The organism is Nocardia sp. NPDC059195, from assembly GCF_042754695.1.
GTDB lineage: Bacteria > Actinomycetota > Actinomycetes > Mycobacteriales > Mycobacteriaceae > Nocardia.
On the sequence record NZ_JBHZBG010000001.1, the window covers coordinates 26,884 to 44,286 of the forward strand.

Here is a 17,403-nt window from a genome sequence, read left to right on the forward strand (position 1 = left end):
CATGATCGACAAGAACCACTACGGCCCGTGGGCCGTGATCGCCGGCGGGTCCGAGGGCGTAGGCGCCGCGTTCGCCGAGCAATTGAGCACGGCGGGACTCGATCTGGTGCTCATCGCCCGCAAGCCGGGCCCGCTCGAGGAGACCGCGGCGAAGGTGCGCGCCACCGGCGTCGAGGTAAGGACACTGGCATTGGATCTGCTCGATGCCGACGCGGTGGACCGGATCCGCGAAGCCACCGCCGACCTCGAGGTCGGCCTGCTGATCTTCAACGCCGGGGCCAACAGCTACGGCCACGAGTTCGTCACCGGCGATCTGGCCGGGTTCCGCGGTGTCATCACGCTCAATATCGACCGCCAGCTCGAGCTCGCCCACCACTTCGGCGCGAAAATGGCCGCGCGCGGCCGCGGCGGAATCATGTTGCTCGGGTCGCTGGCCGGCTACCTGGGTGCGGAGCATCAGAGCATCTACGCGGCGGCCAAAGCGTTCAGCCGGGTGTTCGCCGAGGGGCTCTGGCTCGAGCTCCGGCCGCACGGTGTCCACGTCGTCGAGCTGGTCCTCGGCGTTACCCGAACCCCCGCGATGGAACGTGCCGGCCTGAATTTCGACATTCCGGGAATGCTCGTCGCCGAGCCAGGCGACGTGGCCGCAGAAGGGCTCGAACATCTCGCCGACGGTCCGGTCTGGGTAGCGGGCGGCAACTACGCGGCCGCCGAGCAGCGCAGCGGCTTTCCCCGTGCCCAGCTCGTCGAAGGCGCAGCACGGGCCATGCGAAAACTCCTCGGCCGCAAATGATTCGAGGCATCACCATGCAATCGCCACGCTCGGAGTGGTCGATCATCACCGTATTGGTCGTCGTCGAGGTCATCAGTGCGCTCGAGGCATCGATGGTGATCGCGGCCACGCCGACCTTCATGCGGATCTTCGACGCCGACACGGCCACCGTCAGCTGGACCTACACCGCCTTCCTGCTCGTCGCCGCGGCCTCGGCGGCTATCTGCGGCCGCCTGGGCGACATGTTCGGTCGTGAGCGGGTGCTGATCGTGCTGCTCGCAGTCTCGGTCGTCGGTTCTCTGGTGAGCATGCTGTCGAGTTCGCTGTGGGGGATCGTGGCGGGTCGCGCCATCCAGGGCGTCGCCGGCGCGATCCTGCCGCTGTGCATCGGCTTGGCGCGCCAGCACGTCGACCGGCGACGGGTACCCGTGGCGGTAGCGCTGGTGTCCGGAGCCGCGGTGGCGGCTGGGGCCGCGGCCCTCATCGTCGCCGGGTTGTTCCTCGACTACCTGTCCTGGCACGCCATGTTCGCCTTCACGGCGGTCTACAGCGTCGTGGCAGCCGTGCTGGTGGCGTTCGTCGTGCCGCGTAGCACGGTTGATCATCCGCGCACCGGCCTCGACTGGGTCGGCACCTGCACCTTCGCGCCTGCCATCGCGGCGACGTTGCTCGGTCTCACCCTCGCGAAGTCGCTCGGCTGGACCGACGCGCGCATCGTGGCACTCATCGTCGGCGGTGTTGTTGCGCTTGCCGCCTGGGCGGGCTGGGAGTTGCGGCATCCGGACCCCATCGTCAACCTGCGCTTGCTCACCGACCACAAAGTCGCGCTGACCATGGCCGCCACCTGCGCGCTGGCGATCGGACCACTCGGCATCACCAGCATGGTCTTCGCGATCGTTCTCCAATCGCCCACCGCTGCGCCCTTCGGACTCGGTCTCACGCCGACGGTCGCGGGTTTCGTCGTCTTCGTCACCTCGGCCGGCGCCTACCTCTGCGCCCCGCTGAGCGGTCGGGTCGCGCAGTCGTTCGGTGCCCGTCGCTCGCTGCTCATCGGCACTGCCCTGTTCGCGGTCTCCGCGGTGCTGATGGTCGCGATGCACGATTCCGTGCTCGGCATGCTGTTCGTGGTGGCATCGGCCGCCATCGGCACCGCGTTCGCGTACACCGCTCTGCCGATACTGCTGGTCGAGGCGGTCCCCGAAGCGAACACCAGTGAGGTGGTCGGCACCAACGCGGTCGTGCGCACCGCGTCGATGGCGATCGGGGTCGCCATCGGAATGCTCGTGCTCTCGGTGTCGACCGTGCCGGAAACGGGGGCACCGACGGTCGTTTCGCTGGATCTCGTCGCGGGCTACATCGTGCTGGCCTGCCTCGCCACCGCGGCGGTGGCCCTGCGGATACCGAAAGGCGCCGTCCACAGCCCGAGCGTGCGGTGATGCCAGTACGGCCGGCTGCGACGAAATCTACTGTCCCGATGAATTTTCCGGAGTATCGAGGAGGAACATGCCCACCGAGTTCGATGGCAAGGTCGTGCTGGTCACCGGCGCGGCGCGAGGTCAAGGGCGTTCGCACGCGGTCGCGTTCGCCGAACGCGGCGCTGATGTCGTCATCTGCGATCGTTGCGAGGACAGCGGTGCGCTCGACTATCCGTTGGCGTCCGAAGCTGATCTGGCCCAGACCGAGAAGATGATCACCGCGCTCGGGCGCCGCTGTCTGCGCGCAACCGTGAACACCGCTGACCGGGCCGCGATGGAGGCGCTGGTGCGGCGAGCCGACAGCGAGTTCGGGGGTGTCGATATCGCCGTCGCGAATGCGGGCGTGGTGGGTATGTCACCGATCGACTCGCATTCGGCAGAGCTCTGGGACGAGGTCATCGCCAGCAATCTCACCGGCGTATTCAACACCCTGGCCGCAGTCACCCCGGGCATGATCGCCCGGAAGTATGGGCGCATCATCACCACCTCGTCGATGCTCGGCCGGACCGGCGGAGCGACAATGACCGCCTACTCCGCATCGAAATGGGGGGTCATCGGGATGACGAAATCCGTTGCGCTGGAGTTGGCTCCACACAACATCACCGTCAACGCGATCGCCCCGGGCAACGTCGCGACGCCGATGGTGATGAACGACGCGATGTATCGCAAGTTCCGGCCTGACCTCGACCAGCCTTCCTGGGACGATGTCGCCCCCGTGCTCGCCGCGAAGATCCATGTCCTGCCCATCGCCGCGATCGAATCGGAACAGGTGTCGCGAATCGTGCTGTTCCTGGCCGCGGACGCCAGCGCGCACATGACCGGCATGGTCATTCCGATCGATGCGGGAGCCACTGCCAAGAATTCTGCGTGATCTGTTCTGGATATAACACAAGCCGCTGACCCGGTCGATATATTCCGCCGGGTCAGCGGCCTGTGGTTGTCGAATGGATCAGTGCTGCAGATCCGGGTCCCAGCGATTCGCGATCAGCTTAAAGCTCGGGAGGTCCCGAAGCGACGTCGACGCTTCATAGATTCGCTCGTACTCGGTGGCCGCGATTCGCCATTTTCCGTCGGAATCCCGACGGTATTCGTCGCGATAGTAGCCGGAGCCCCGGATCTGTACGTTATATTTGGACACGATTACCGTATCCTCGAAAGCCCAAGAACCCCTTGCGGTATCGCCGTCGACATCGATTTCCGGATGGTTGGCGATATGCGTGGTGATGATCCCTGGTCCCACCTTCTCGGACATGAATCCGACGACGCCCTCGCGCGTGTCATAGTGCAGCGGCGCTTTCATAGCCTGGGTGCCGTAGCGAGCCTTGATGTCTGCGGTCAGGCAATCGCTGAATTCGTCCCATCGCTTGAGGTCCAGTGTGCGGAAGTATCGGTATTTGAGGCGTTTTATCTCTTCGATCGCGATGAGGTCCATATCAACATATTAGAACGTGTTCTAATCCTCATCAAGGTTTCGCGGATTCGTTTTCTGCCCGAGCCACCGACAGCAGATTTGGAACGGGTTATCGCTGCACTCAGTGCCCGAGTCTGCCATCCCTGCGTGACCCGTTTCCCGCCATCATCGAGTCACACTCCGCAGGATCAGCGAGGACGAGCCGTGAGGTGGCCTCGATGAGTGCGTCCAGTCTGTCGCGTGCGGTCAGGATGTCGGCTGCGGCACTGCTCAGCCGTTGCCGTTCGCGGTGCAGGTCGGGCAGCATCGCGGAGCAGGACGGCGTGAGTTCGCCGCCGGCGTCGGACATGCACGGCAGCAATCCGCGGATCGTCGCGGTGCTGAGCCCCGCCGCGAGCATCAAGCGGATGCCGTGCACTGTGGCGATATCCTCCGCCTGGTATTCGCGGTAGCCGCTCGGGCGTCGCAGTGGCCGAAGCAGATCCTGTTCCTCGTAGTAACGCAACGAGCGCACGCTCGCTCCCGTGAGCCGGGACAGCTCGCCGATGGTCTTGGACTCAGGTGACGACGCGTTCCGGGGTCACCTGCTGGTGAACCTCAATTCGGGGACCCCGGCGCAGGCCCGGGCAGCAGCGGATTGGGCGGACGAGCGCGACCTCGACTACCTCGATGGCGCGGTCATGGTGCCGCCGCCGCTCGTCGGTGACCCCGCATCAGTCTTTTTGTACAGCGGCTCTCGGGACGTATTCGACCGCCACCGTAGAACTCTCGCGCTCCTGGGTGACCCGCGATACCTCGGCACCGATCCAGGGCTCGCCGTCCTCTACAACACGGCGCTGCTGGGCATGATGTACGCGACGCTGAACGGATTCCTGCACGGCGCTGCCCTGGTCGGCTCCGCGGGCGTGCCCGCGGTCGAGTTCGCCGAACTCGCGCTGGGCTGGTTCATGCCACTGATGCTGGCCCCGGCGAGCCTCGCCGAACAGGCACCGAACCTGGACAAAGCCGCCTACCCCGGTGATCTCGGCACCATGCACATGAACCTCAACGCCCTGGCCCACATCACTCGCACCAGCATCGAGCAGCGCGTCAACGCCGATCAGCCGCAGTTGATGAAGGATTTCGCCGAACTCGCGCTCGCTCAGGGGTACGGCTCCCAGAACTACTTCGCCATGTTCGAGATCTTCAAGAATCCGCAGGACCTCCCTCACCACCGATGAGCTAGCGACAAAACGGCAGCGTTGGGCGCTGATGGTCGGCTGGCTGGGGACGCCACAATTCACGAACACCACAATCGCGCGGTGCTGGTATTCGCGACCGAGATGGTTACGAGATTCGCGATCAGAACAAGGGCGAGCCGTCCGTCTCGGTCGAGAGCACCACGTCCGCGACCGTCGTCAACTGTGGACGGCCGCCGTCGGTGCTCACCTGCTCCAGCACGAGGCGGCTGGTCCGACCGCGCAGATGCAGCGTCGCTATCTGGTTGCCGAAGAAGGGGCCGGTGACCCGACTCCACTCGACCGACACCGGGGGAACGGTGGACACCCGGTCCAGGAGGAAACGCGTCACCCGTTCGGCGGTCCGACTCCACGAGACCCGGAAAATCACCTTCATGGCTGTCGGAATGCGATTGTGCATCGGCGAACAGGTCAGCTGGTAGACCCGGGACCTCACGTCGTCGGGGAACTGCGCTTGCGCGGCATAAGCGTGGTGAACGTCGCCGGACAGCACGCAGATCGTGGCGGGCGCCCGTCCTCCCGGGCCACTGCACTGTCCGCGCCCGACGTGGGCGACGAGCCGGGCGAGCCGGTCGAATGAATCTCGCAAGGCGGCCCAATGTTCCAGATCGGCTGAGCGTCGCAATCTTTCGGCCCATTCGGTCACACGTCGGCCCCGCACCCCTGAGGCCATGCGCTCATTCCACGACTCCACGTCGTGGAGGGCGCGCGGCAGCAGCCACGGGAGCGAGCTCCCCACCAGCAGGTGGTCGTAGTCGCCCTCGGTCTGTCGTTCGATCCACGAGAACTCGGGCTCGGAGACCATCGACCGCGTGCCGCCGCCGAGTATGCGTCCGCACCGTGAATCGATGACGAGCAGCCGAGTGGTGCCGAGATCACGGCGATACGACCATTGCGTTCCCTTGGCGCCGTCGGCTTCTTCGTCCGCTGCGGATGCGAAATCGCGGAGCAACTCCGCGCAGTCGCCGTCCTCGGATCGGATCCGCTGGTAGAGCTCGTCGTCGGCCAGGGCTGCGGGCGAGAGGTTGCCCAGGTGCTGGTAGATCCAGTACGACGACAACGCGCCAACGATGCGTTCCTCCCACCAATCGGTGGCCTCGATCTCGTCCCGCCACGATTTCGAGATGTTCCAGTCGTCGATGACGTCGTGGTCGTCGAAGATCATCGACGACGGAACCGTGGACAGCAGCCAGCGCACCTGCGGGTCGGACCATGACTCGCGATAGAGCCACGTGTACTCCTCGAAGTTGCGGATCTGGGCGCCCGGCGGTTGGTCGAGGTCGTGCAACTCGTCGATGCGACGGAGGATCTCCGGGGACAGCAGCTCATCGGCGTAAACCTGGTCGCCGAGCAGTAACAGCGCGTCGGGCAGATCTTCGGGTGAGCGTTCCATGACTCGCCGCGCATAGGCGTCGAGAGCGTCGGCGTCGAAGTGGTCGTTGTCCTGGGTCGCCGTCGGTGTGGCGAATCGGCACGAGCCGAAGGCGAGGGTCAGATCGGCGTCGCCGCTGAGCGTGCGGATGACGGACGGGTACGGGGCGTCGGGCAGTGGCCAGACGCGCTCCCCATCGAGACTGACCTCGTACCGCGTGACGGAACCGGCCGCCAGTCCCGCGATCAGGACGAGAGCGTAGTGGTGTCCGGCGATGGTCCAGGTGTGTTCGTGGTGGCCGAGGACCTCGACAGTGCACGGTGCGGACGTCTCGACCCAGACGGTGGCGTCGCCTTCGCCGACGTGACGCAGCAACGGACCCAGAACCAGCTCGGTCCTACTTTCCGGCAGCCGTGCCATCAGTCCAGACTATGCCGCGGACCGGCTGTCGAGCGGGGGCATTCTGCCCCTCACCGAACTGAATCCGGTTCGTGATGATATCCCGGGCTGATCTGCGACTGCGGATCCCGCTCAGTGAGCGAACTGCTGACCGGGTCGCTCAGCGGGCAGGGCCGGCGACGAGCTGGAAAAATCGCGCGGTGTAGCTGTAAGGCGCGCGCGTGGACATCGCCAGTTCGAGCCGTTCGAGCTGGGCGAAGAACATCGGGTCGTCCTTGCGGGTGTCGTCGACGAGCAGGTCGCAGACACTGCGGATTCCGCAGCGTGCCCGCAGATGAAGGCCTGCCTCGGCGAGGTCGTCGATGACGGAATCGGCGTAGCAGGCACGGGTTTCGGTGTCGTAGGTGACCGTGTGGCGAGTCGAGCTGTCGAGCTGTCGTAGCGCTTCCTCGAGGTCGAGGTCGCGCACCGCGGTGAGTAGGGGATCGGCGTCGGCGTTCGGCGCGATCACAGACACCACGCCGTTCGGTGCCACCATCGCGGCCAGCACGGCGATCAGCGTTCTCGGGTCGGGCACGTACTGGATCAGGTTGTGGCAGAGCACCACATCGAACTGGTCGTGTGCGAAACGCCGCGCCAGCTCGTCGACGCCGAGGCGCTGCGTGCTGATCCGGTCGCCGACGCCCTGCTTCGCGGCGAGGGCGCGCGCGTCAGCCAGCGCCGGTTCGGAGATGTCGACGATGGTGACGTGGTGCCCGCGTGCCGCGAGCTCGATGGCGTCGAGGCCGTTGCCGCCGGCGACGTCGAGCACCCGGCCGGCGTGGTGGAGGTGGGGCATCAGGTTCGCGGCGGCGATGCTGTAGCGGAGCCTGCCCCACGGGGTCGTCTGCCACTGTTGGAAGGTCGTCAGTTTCGCATCGAACACGGTTTCCGAATCAGCCATCGCACCATCACTTTCGGTCCACGAGATCGCTCGATCTGCGCATAGGCTGCACCAGCTCGACGATAGCCAGTCTCGGCGTTCGCGGCACCGACTGCGGTAGGCGAAAGATCGGGAAGCAGATGGTGGGACCTTTTCTTCGACAGGCCATGTGGCCTCAGCGTTGATCTGCCGGCCTGCGGCGTCAATGCCCAGGATGTGCTCGGTTGACCAGCCCGGTCTGGTGGGCGATGACGACGAGTTGTGCACGATCGCGAGCCTGCAGTTTGTTCATGGCGCGTTGCACATGGGCACGGACGGTGAACGGACTCACGAACAGTTGCTCGGCGATCTCGTTGTTGGACAGTCCTGTTGCGACCAGCATGGTCATTTCGCGTTCTCGCGGTGTGAGGGCGTCGAGTAGCTCGGACGTGTGGTCGGCCGCCTGGTCGGTTGGTGTTGCCAGAAAGCGAGCGATCAAGCTGCGCGTTGCCGCGGGGGACAGGAGGGTTTCTCCGTGGGCGATGGTGCGGACGGCGTCGAGTAGTTCCGCTGCGCCGATGCCCTTGCCGATGAAGCCGCTCGCGCCCGCGCGCAGCGCCTGTGCGACGTAGTCGTCGGTCTCGTAGGTGGTGAGGATCAGGACGCGGCTGTCGTGTAGTTGTGGGTCCGCGCAGATCTGTGCGGTGGCGGTGAGGCCGTCGGCATCGGGCATCCGGATGTCCATGATGACTACATCGGGGTGCAGTTCACGGGTGAGGCTCACCGCTTGTCGGCCATCGGCGGCCTCACCGACCACGCTGATGTCCTCGGCGGTGTCGAGGAGTGTTCGAAACGCTTGGCGCAACAGGGCCTGGTCGTCGGCGAGTAACACTCGAATCGTCACGGGGGACCACCGTTCTCTGCGTCACTGACACGCCCAGCGTCTGAATTGGCGTCGGTTACCGGTTTGTCGACAGTCGCCGCATACTCGGGCGTGAGTGGCAGGTGGGCGGAGACGATGAAGCCACCCGCCGGGCTGTCAGTGGTGAAGAGTTGCCCCCCGATCGCTGTGGCGCGTTCTCGCATACCGATCAGCCCGTAGCCCGATAGCCCGTCCGATCGTGTGAACGCACTCGGCTCGAGCAGTGGTTTCGGTGCGGCCTGCGCGTCCGGCCCGTCGTCGGTGACAGTGATAGAGAGCCGGTTGTGCCTCCAGGACAAGCGGATTCGAGCGCTGCTGGTCCCAGCGTGTTTGTTCACGTTGGTCAGGGCTTCCTGGATGATCCGGTAGGCAGTGAGATCCACGCCAGGAGGTAGCGGTGTTGGCGCGCCTTCGTGGTCCATCGTCACTCGCAGTCCCGCACGGCCGAATGACTCGAGGAGCAGGGGAAGCTGGGACAGGCCGGGCGACGGTTCGGCGGCAGCGTTCGCGTCCCCGGCCTGGCGTAGCAGCCCGACCGTGGCCCTCAGGTCGTCGAGGGCGTTTCTCGTGGTCTCGATAATGCTGTGCAGGTTCGAGCGAGTCTGTTCCGGGTGAGAGTCGAACACGTGCGCGGCAACCACTGCTTGGGCGTTGGCGAGCGTGATCTGGTGGGCGACGACATCGTGCAGCTCGCGCGCGATGCGTACCCGTTCCTCGGCAACGCTATGGCGCGCCTCACTCTCCCGGCTCTCCTCGGCGCGCAGGGCTCGCTCTTCCATGGCAGCCAGGTAAGCCCGTCGGCTCTGCGTCGCGTTACCGAGCGCTGCGGCGATCAGCGGCAGCGCTGCCACGGACAGCAGCCTGCTGCTGTCCTGCCAGGACAGGCCATCGAGAAATGGGGTCACCGCGACCAGCAATGCCACGGCGGGGACCAGGACCGCGATCGCCACCCTGGGTTCGTAATGCACTGCCAGCGCATAGGCGGCGATCGCGACCGGCACCACGATCAGCGGGGTCAGCAGCAGTCCCGCGGGCGCGGCCAGCATCCCGCACGCCGTGGTTACCGCGACCGCGGCCACAGGCGCCCGGTGCCGCACGAACAGCGCCGCACACGAGACCCCCGCGACAACATAGGTGGCGATCGGTGGCCATCCCAAGGTGTCGTCGAGGTGAAAGATCCCGCCGGATAGGCACAGCAGGAACGCTGTCGCGAGGACCAGCGCCTCGCGCCACGACGTCGGTCGTCGCGCCACCTGGCGAGTGGCCATCACCTGATCGGGGAACGCTGCGGGGTCGCCCAACACCTCGCCCAAGATACGCGTCCGAAGCCTGCCTCAACCGCGAGGCGCTCGACCCAGTACGAACGCACCAGGCGTATGCGGCCGTCTGGTGCAGCAGCACTAGAGGCGATCGGTGACGAGAGACGATGCCCGCCAGAAGGTCCGCTGGAACTGTTGTAGCCAGAACGTCGCCACGGCGCTACCCGGGGCGGATCAGGTCTGGTGAGGAGCCGATTTCGATGCAGCAGAACATAACCGACGGTGCGAACGTCGGCCTTCATTCCAGGTGGAGCTGGCGCCTACTCGGTCTCGTGGCGGTCCTGGCTCTGGTGAACTTCGTGGTGGACTCGGCAATCGGCGCACCGCTGATCGTCCTGCCCGAGATGCTCGACCACTTCGGCACCGACCAGGCGGCATGGCTCAATGCCACCGCGATGCTGGCGGGAGTGATGTGGGCGCCACTGCTCGGGAAGAGCGCCGACATCTACGGCAAACGTCGAGTGCTCGTGTTGGCATTGCTGATCAGTTGCGTGGGTGCGCTGATCTGTGCGGTGGCCCCGACGATGTGGGTCTTCGTTGTGGGACGCATGCTGCAGGGAGCCGCGTTGGCCGCCATGTTCTTGTCGGTCGCGATCGTGCGAACCGTGTGCACGCCACGCCTGGCCATGATCATTGTCGGCATCGTGACCACCGGCACCGCGGTGCTCAATGTCGCCTCCCGGTTTCTCATCGAGAAGCTGGCGACGGAGTTCGGCTTCCAGATCCTGTTCCTCCTCTCCGCGGTGATCGCGGTCGCGATGGCGATCTGCGTGCGTTTCCTGGTTCCCGAATCACTGGTGAAGACACCGGGCCGGCTCGATATCGCGGGTGCTCTCCTGCTCGGGGGTGGCCTGCTCGGTGTGCTCGGCTACATCAGCATGGGTCCCGACCTCGGCTGGTCCGGCGTCGGCCCGCTCGCCCTTCTCTTCGGTGGGTTCGTGGCGTCGGCCAGTTGGTTCAGGGCCTCGAGCCGAAAGCCTGACCCGCTGGTCGACGTCGGAAACCTCGGCAGGCCACTGATTCTCACGCTACTGGTCGTCTTCCTCGGTGCGGGTTCTTACCAGAGCATGCTGCAGCTCATTCCCCTCATCGGTGATATCTCGGCGGACCAGCACTTGGGCTACGGCCTCGCAGATCACGGGTCAGTGGCGCTGCTACTCGCGGCACCGGCCGTCGGAGTCATGCTCGGCGGTCCGGTGGCCGGATGGTTGGGTACGCGGATCGGGCCGGCCCGGACCTTGGCCGGGGCGGTCATGCTCGGAACGGTAGCCACGATCGGGATGTTTCTCGGTACTTCGCAGCTACTCGCAGCGCTGTGCTTCGCGTTCTTGCTCGGTGTCACGGTCGCCGCATTGGGCGCGTCAGGCTTCAACATGGCAGGCAACTTGGCGTCGGCACAACGGCAGGGCATCGTGTCCAGCCTGGTCATGGTGATGGTGTCGACCGGGGCTGTGGTGTTCAACTTCGTCGGCGCGGCTGTCCTCGCATCGACCACGGTCGTCTCAGATGGCGAGACAGTGAACTCAGCTACCGGGGTGTTCAGCTACATCGCGATCGCCACCGCGGCATTCGCGATCGCCGCGATAGTCGTCGCCGTTCTCGTACGAACCATGCGCCCGGAGCGTCAGACGCCCGCGCCGAGACTCGAGCCCGAGATTGTCGGCTGAACCGCGCAACCCGCGAATGAGCCCTTCCCTGGCCAATCCCCTGAGAAGTACAGGAGTTGACATGAATACCGGATCGAGAGGAACCGTCCTGGTTTCCGGCGCGAGCATCGCGGGTCCCGCGTTGGCGTTCTGGCTGCACCAATATGGCTTCACGGTGACAGTGGTCGAGAAGTCCACCGGTGTGCGCGACGGCGGATACCCGATCGACGTGCGTGGCACCGCCGTAGCTGTCGCTCACCGGATGGGCATCCTGCCGCAACTACAGCAAGCCCATATCGACACGCGGCGGGTGACCTTCCTCGATGCCGACGGCAGTCGAGCCGCGGTCGTTCATCCGCAAGCAGTGGTCGGGGGTGTCGACGGACATGACCTCGAGATTCCGCGAGGGGCCCTGACGAACGTGCTCTACGCAGCAGTCCGCAACAACGTGGAGTTCGTCTTCGACGATTCCATCGACGCACTCTCCGAACACGATCACGGTGTCGATGTCACCTTCCGCAGCGGCGCCCAACGCAGTTTCGACCTCGTAGTCGGCGCTGACGGACTGCACTCACGAACCAGGGCACTCGCCTTCGGCCCCGAACAGCACTACCTGCGCTACCTCGGCTACTGCTTCTCGATCTGCGCCATGCCCAATACCTTGGGGCTCTCGCACGAAGCACTCATCTGGAACACCCCCGGACGGGCCGCTGCGCTCTACGCCGTCGGAGACGGTAGCGACGTACACGCTCTGCTGGCCTTCGCCCACTCCGAACCGTCGCACGAAGTCCTTCGCGCCGCCGATACTCACCGTGATCTGATCTCCACCGTCTACGGCGATGACGGATGGGAGATACCGGCCATGGTCGAGGCCATGCACCACACCCCAGATCCCTTCTTCGACACGGTAAGTCAGATCCATATGCCGCAATGGTCCAGAGGGCGTGTGGCACTCGTCGGCGATGCCGCCTACGCGCCGTCGTTCCTGACCGGGCAAGGGTCTGGCCTCGCACTCGTCGGCGCCTACATGCTCGCCGACGCCCTGGCCGCACACGACGATCACACCACCGCCTTCACCGCCTACGAGCGCGCCAGCCGCGGATTCGTCGACCTCAACCAAGCGCAGATCTCCACCGGCGAGGCGGCACTGTTTCCCACCACGGCCGACGCCCTGGAAGCTCGCAACCACAGACTCCGCGGCCTCACCACGTCGCCGCCGACCACAGGGCGGCCGGCCCATACGGCACTCACGTTGCCCGATCCCAGACCGAGGGCCTAGTGCCGCAGTGCCCAGTGCTCGAGGAGGCCGTGAACGTCGACCGGGCACGGAGTTGGCACGGTGGCAGCACCCAAAAGCGACCGCTCGGTTGTAAATCATTGGGGTGGAACGGATTCAGATCGCAATCCATCCGCGCAGCCACCCCGAATACCGTGTGATCGCTTCCACCCCCGGCAGGAACGGAGTCGCGGAATGCTAGGAATTCTGTTGCAGCTGGCGGTATTGGCGCTGTTCGTAGGCGTCGCGATGGGGATCCTCGTGCTGGGGGATCGGGTGCGGCCCGAATCGTGGCGGCACGAAGACGATTCAGGTGCTGGTTCGATGATGCTGGACATGGTCAACATGTTCTTCGCCGCCATCGTGGCGTTCGTGGTGGTGATCCTGTGGCAGCAGTACGACACCTCGCATGCGCACACGGTGGCGGAGGGCAAGGCCCTGGTGAGCGTGTATGAGTCCGCGAACAGCATGCCCGAGCCGGATCGGGAGCAGATCCAAACCCTGGTGACCGCCTACACCCGACAGGTGCTCGACGAGGAGTGGCACGTCATGGACAAACAGCGCCGACTGAGCCCGTCCACGCAGGCGACGCTGGATGATCTGCGGGAGGCGGTGAGTTCCGTGCCTGCCGCCACCGCGGACGCGAAGGCGGCCCAGGACGAGACCGCCACTGCCGTTGCGGCGATCGCCGATGCCCGCTTCGACCGTGGCCTGGACGCCGGTTATCGGTTGCCCTGGTTTCTTTACATCGCCTTGTGGTTCGCCACTGCCATGCTGTTGTTCGGCACCGTCTTCTCCGGTGTTGTGGTCACCAAGCGCAGCATCCTCATGACCGGGTTGTTCGGTCTGGTGATCGGTGCGGTCATTGTGGCTGTCTATCAACTGGATCGGCCGTTCGCCGGCGGGAACCACGTCGCCAAAGACGCCTACGAACTCGCGCTCGCACGCTTCCAGCACCTTGCCGCGGAACCGTCCTCCAGTGGCGATATTCCTCGTTGACCGGGTCGAACAGCGATCAGTACTTGGCTTTCGGAGGCATGATGGGCGGAAAACGAAGAGCAGTACGAGGATTCGCGACGGTGCCGGCGGTTGCAGCGTTGCTCGCCGTCCACTCTCCGCTCGCCGCGGCTGAGTCGGGAATACCGACGATCGACCAGATCATCAGCGGCAGTGCGGCTCCGGGCACCGTGGCCGCCCCGAGCGACGGACCATCCGACGGGCTGGAGCTGGGGCTCGGCACCGGCAGCAGCGCCGCGAATGAACCGGGCTGGTCGTCGGCGCCGACCGGCAGCTCGGCGGGGGTGGTCCCGAACCCGGCGGCCGGGCAAGCTCTCGGCCTCGGCCAGAGTAGACCCAGCGGCATCGATGCCGCCCACGCGATGATCGATGCAACCGCCGTGGATCCCGATCGCGCGCCGGGTACGGCACCGCCGACTACGATCGCCGACCCGGGCACGCTCGGCGGCCTGCTGCTCCTCAACCCCGACCATGTGCTCCCCGCCTGTGTCGGCAGCGCGGCAATCGGCAGCGCCGCGCTGGGGTCTGGCATCGTCACCGGTAGCGGCATGGGCTCGAGCCTGATCGGCCTCGGCTCCAGCGGAAGCGTCGGCTCGGGCTCGGCCGGTGCGGGCAGTGCGGCGGTCGGCAGCGCCGCGACCGGCAGCGCCCTGCTGACCTGCATGCTGTTGCTACCGGTCCCCGGCCTGCCGGAACCCGGTATCCCCCTGATCATTCCACCGACAGCGGTGGCACCGGCCGTGATGCCTATCCCAGTGCGACCGCCCGAGGTGATCCCATCGATCCCCGCAGCGATCCCGCCACAGCCGCCCCTACCGCCCCGGGTCGAGTACGCCGCACCTGTTCAGTCACCACCTTCACCTCCGCTCACCGCGCTGCAGATTATGACGGTCATGATCATCACGATCATCGCAGGCGCGCGTGCTCGCCTGCATGGCCGGAAGTAGCCGCTGAGGAGCGGTCCTTGCACTCAGCCGAGAAACCACAGTTGTCTCCTGTGGTTGTCTCGGTGGATCTTCGGCCTGACCTGTATTCACCGATAGATCGCAGGTCAACAGTATGAATTCTCGAGGGGCCCCGCGAGCGATGTCGTCTGAGTAGCGAGGTTAGGGTCGTGCGACCTCATCGTTGCAGGGCTGGAGGATCGTCATGAACACACCGCAATCGCGCAGAATTCGCGATCTCGTCTACGAGATCTTCGCCGCGCAGGGCCGTGCGCCGTCGGTTGCCGAGCTGGCTCGTCTGACGCAGAGCACCGTCGAATCGGTTCAAGACAATCTCGAGATCCTGGCCGACGCGCATGCACTGGTCTTGGCACCTGACCGCGACGCGGTGCGCATGGCACACCCGTTCACCGCGGCACCGATGGCGTTCGTCGTGACCCCCGCCGACGGGCATGATGATCGGCGCTGGTGGGGTGGATGCGCGTGGGACTCCTTCGGCATCAGCGCGGCTCTGCATCTCGATGTCCGCATCGACACCAATTGCCCCCACTGTGGTGCGGCGATCGCTGTCGTTTCGGGCCCGGAGACCGCACCTCCGGCTGAGCTCGCGGTCCGGTTTCCACGTCCGGCGGCACAATGGTGGGACGACGTCGTCGGCACGTGCACGATGATCCGCATGTTCTGCGACCGTGAACATGCGGATCGCTGGACCGCTGAAAATGCCCCCGGCAGTGGTTATATCGCCGATGCGACGGCGGTGTGGCGACTGGCCGGCCCGTGGTACGGCGACCGCCTACACCCTCAGTTTCAGCCACACAGCCGCGAGCACAATCAGCGTTTGCTCGATGTGTGCGGGCTAACCGGCCAGTTCTGGCAGCTGCCGTAGGGATCTGAACCCAGCGCGCTGTCCACGAGCGGCCCGGGGTGGGATGACATCGGTCCGGTTGAGGTGCGACGATTGCTGTCATGGTTGCGGTGGAGCTGGTTGGGGTTCCCTTCGACGGATACGGCCGGTCGGGCCATCAGGCAGTCGCTGCCGCGGCGTTGCGTGGGTCCGGTCTCGGCGCCGCCTTGGCGGCGTATGAGGTCACCGAGCGTGACGCAATGGTGCTGCCCACGGGGAGCCGCGAGCGGGGAACGCAGACTTCGTTGATCAACGAACCTGCGCTGCTGGCCATGACCGAGGAGGTCGGCTCCCGGGTTACGACAGCGGTGACTGGTGGACGCTTCCCGCTCGTGTACGGCGCAGACTGCTCCACATTGCTCGGCACAATCCCAGCACTTCGTGCTGACGGACCGGTGAGCCTGCTGTTCGTCGACGGGCACGAAGACACGATGCCGTTGGATGTCTCCGAAGACGGTGAGGCCGCAAATACCGAGCTCGGCCTGCTGCTCGGGCTCTCCGGGCAGCTGATGCAAGGTCCCTTGTCCGAGCGACTACCCGCGCTCGGACGCGACGAGCTCGCCGTCCTCGGCCCGCGTGACCGTGGCTGGCGTCAGCAGTTCAACGTCGGCTCGCTACGGGATAGCGGCGTCTGGATGCGCGACTGGCAGGAAGTCGCCGCCGTACCGGAGGACCTCGCGCGCTCGGCGGTGGACCACCTGAAACAGAATGCCCGACGCTGGTGGCTGCACGTCGATCTCGACGTCCTCGACCCCGAACAGTTCCCAGCCCAAGGCTTACCTGACGTCGCCGACGAACCGCACGGCTTGACCTGGGACCAGCTCACCCGCGCACTGACCGCCGCCGTGGCACGCGGCGGATGTATCGGCTGGAGTCTGGCTATCTACGACCCGGACCAGGACCCTGACCGCTCGGACGCTCAGCGGATCGTCCGTCTCGTCGCCGACATAATGACGGCGCTGCCGGCGACCGCACTCTGAGTGCCTGTGGTGGTGGCGCATCGACGGTGAGGCGCACGTCGGTAGCGCGAAGCCCTGAGCGTGATCAGGTAGTTGTGCCGGTGCTGCCGGAAGTCAGGTCTATGACCGCCTGGCAGAGGGGATTGTGGGTCGGGCTGTCCCCGTCGGCGAAGCAGGCGGCGAAGTACAGGAAGCCGAGCGGCCAGGCCAGTAGCATCTCGGCCGATTCCGTCGCGGACCCGGAATCCGCGATCGGTGCGAGGGGGGCAGGCGCGGACGGGGCGGCGAGCGCCGGTCCGAGGGTCGCGCCGACCAGTGCGCCCGAAAGAGCAATGGTGGCAAAGGTTTTGGCGAGCAGATGATTCATGGCTATCTCCTGTGAGATGTGTTCGCCGACTCTAGCTCGAGGATCAACAATTTGAAACACCCGAATTTTACTGCCTGTCGCGCCGGGGCCGAGCTATGAACGCGGCACCGATGACCCCCGCGCGCCTCGGGGATGGGCCCGGCCCCGGGCCTACTGGGGCATGAGAACTATTGCGGTGTGAATTGCGGGTCCGGCTGCGATCGCCTCGAGACAATTGCGGAGTAACAACGATCCATGGGTTTCCCTGCCGGCAAGGCTCGAGGTGGGAAGCTGGAGCTTCGAAGCTGTGTACCTGTCAAGAAAGGTGGTTCTCGATGTCTGATGACTCTGCTCTGCCTCAGGTCGCTTCCTGGCCGCTCACGACGGCAATCGGCGAGCATCGAATGTGTATGCAAGGGGCATGCGCGCTCGGATGACACCGAGTTTCGCCGTCGAAACCACCGGCGGGTAGTCGCGGGTCACCACGACAGCGGAATGGATG

General features: G+C 65.6%; 17 protein-coding genes. 10 read left to right on the forward strand and 7 right to left on the reverse strand.

All coding sequences use genetic code 11. The annotated features are described in order from the left end of the window. Window position 1: 1 nt before the first annotated feature. From ACFXKN_RS00130 to ACFXKN_RS00140, 3 genes are all read left to right on the forward strand, one after another. Window positions 2-793 (forward strand): SDR family NAD(P)-dependent oxidoreductase, encoded by a 792-nt coding sequence (locus ACFXKN_RS00130; RefSeq protein ID WP_378973303.1) that lies wholly within the window; start codon window positions 2-4, stop codon window positions 791-793. 14 nt (window positions 794-807) lie between these two features. Next, entirely contained in the window at window positions 808-2,208 is a 1,401-nt protein-coding gene (locus ACFXKN_RS00135; protein WP_379432045.1) for an MFS transporter, read from the forward strand. A gap of 67 nt (window positions 2,209-2,275) precedes the next feature. Continuing rightward, a complete protein-coding gene (locus ACFXKN_RS00140) occupies window positions 2,276-3,118 on the forward strand; it encodes a mycofactocin-coupled SDR family oxidoreductase (protein ID WP_379432046.1) in 843 nt (280 codons plus the stop codon). 78 nt (window positions 3,119-3,196) lie between these two features. Here ACFXKN_RS00140 and ACFXKN_RS00145 read toward each other — a convergent pair whose 3' ends face one another. Beyond that, complete coding sequence (locus ACFXKN_RS00145; RefSeq protein WP_378973319.1) at window positions 3,197-3,679, reverse strand: nuclear transport factor 2 family protein; 483 nt, start codon at window positions 3,677-3,679, stop codon at window positions 3,197-3,199. 100 nt (window positions 3,680-3,779) lie between these two features. Beyond that, window positions 3,780-4,172, reverse strand: coding sequence for a MerR family transcriptional regulator (locus ACFXKN_RS00150; RefSeq protein ID WP_379432047.1), 393 nt, complete (start codon window positions 4,170-4,172; stop codon window positions 3,780-3,782). A 10-nt stretch (window positions 4,173-4,182) separates the two neighbouring features. Between ACFXKN_RS00150 and ACFXKN_RS00155 the strand changes: the two genes are divergently transcribed. After that, window positions 4,183-4,878 (forward strand): NAD(P)-dependent oxidoreductase, encoded by a 696-nt coding sequence (locus ACFXKN_RS00155; protein ID WP_379432048.1) that lies wholly within the window; start codon window positions 4,183-4,185, stop codon window positions 4,876-4,878. A 121-nt stretch (window positions 4,879-4,999) separates the two neighbouring features. Here the strand turns inward: ACFXKN_RS00155 and ACFXKN_RS00160 are convergent, their stop codons facing one another. From ACFXKN_RS00160 to ACFXKN_RS00175, 4 genes are all read right to left on the reverse strand, one after another. After that, window positions 5,000-6,688, reverse strand: a complete 1,689-nt coding sequence (locus ACFXKN_RS00160; protein ID WP_379432049.1) for an alkaline phosphatase D family protein — start codon at window positions 6,686-6,688, stop codon at window positions 5,000-5,002. A 139-nt stretch (window positions 6,689-6,827) separates the two neighbouring features. Beyond that, a complete protein-coding gene (locus tag ACFXKN_RS00165; protein WP_379432050.1) occupies window positions 6,828-7,610 on the reverse strand; it encodes a class I SAM-dependent methyltransferase in 783 nt (260 codons plus the stop codon). A 181-nt stretch (window positions 7,611-7,791) separates the two neighbouring features. Then, window positions 7,792-8,472, reverse strand: coding sequence for a response regulator (locus ACFXKN_RS00170; RefSeq protein ID WP_379432051.1), 681 nt, complete (start codon window positions 8,470-8,472; stop codon window positions 7,792-7,794). After that, window positions 8,469-9,794: a sensor histidine kinase gene (locus ACFXKN_RS00175; RefSeq protein WP_379432052.1), complete on the reverse strand. Its 1,326-nt coding sequence runs from the start codon at window positions 9,792-9,794 to the stop codon at window positions 8,469-8,471. Before ACFXKN_RS00175 ends, ACFXKN_RS00170 begins: the two co-directional genes overlap by 4 nt. A gap of 215 nt (window positions 9,795-10,009) precedes the next feature. Here ACFXKN_RS00175 and ACFXKN_RS00180 point away from each other — a divergent pair, with 215 nt between their 5' ends. From ACFXKN_RS00180 to ACFXKN_RS00205, 6 genes are all read left to right on the forward strand, one after another. Beyond that, on the forward strand, window positions 10,010-11,476 hold the full coding sequence (locus ACFXKN_RS00180; protein ID WP_378973359.1) for an MFS transporter: 1,467 nt from the start codon (window positions 10,010-10,012) through the stop codon (window positions 11,474-11,476). A gap of 61 nt (window positions 11,477-11,537) precedes the next feature. Further along, complete coding sequence (locus ACFXKN_RS00185) at window positions 11,538-12,734, forward strand: FAD-dependent monooxygenase (RefSeq protein WP_378973364.1); 1,197 nt, start codon at window positions 11,538-11,540, stop codon at window positions 12,732-12,734. Window positions 12,735-12,926: 192 nt separating this feature from the next. After that, window positions 12,927-13,730, forward strand: coding sequence for a DUF4239 domain-containing protein (locus tag ACFXKN_RS00190; protein WP_378973368.1), 804 nt, complete (start codon window positions 12,927-12,929; stop codon window positions 13,728-13,730). A gap of 80 nt (window positions 13,731-13,810) precedes the next feature. Further along, complete coding sequence (locus ACFXKN_RS00195) at window positions 13,811-14,695, forward strand: hypothetical protein (protein WP_378973372.1); 885 nt, start codon at window positions 13,811-13,813, stop codon at window positions 14,693-14,695. A 202-nt stretch (window positions 14,696-14,897) separates the two neighbouring features. Then, complete coding sequence (locus ACFXKN_RS00200; RefSeq protein WP_378973378.1) at window positions 14,898-15,578, forward strand: alkylmercury lyase family protein; 681 nt, start codon at window positions 14,898-14,900, stop codon at window positions 15,576-15,578. A gap of 80 nt (window positions 15,579-15,658) precedes the next feature. After that, the gene (locus tag ACFXKN_RS00205) at window positions 15,659-16,576 is read left to right on the forward strand and encodes an arginase family protein (protein ID WP_378973382.1); all 918 of its coding nucleotides are present in this window, start codon (window positions 15,659-15,661) and stop codon (window positions 16,574-16,576) included. A gap of 64 nt (window positions 16,577-16,640) precedes the next feature. On the opposite strand, the gene ACFXKN_RS00210 is transcribed toward ACFXKN_RS00205, so the two are convergent. After that, window positions 16,641-16,922 (reverse strand): hypothetical protein, encoded by a 282-nt coding sequence (locus ACFXKN_RS00210; protein ID WP_378973385.1) that lies wholly within the window; start codon window positions 16,920-16,922, stop codon window positions 16,641-16,643. Window positions 16,923-17,403 lie beyond the last annotated feature (481 nt).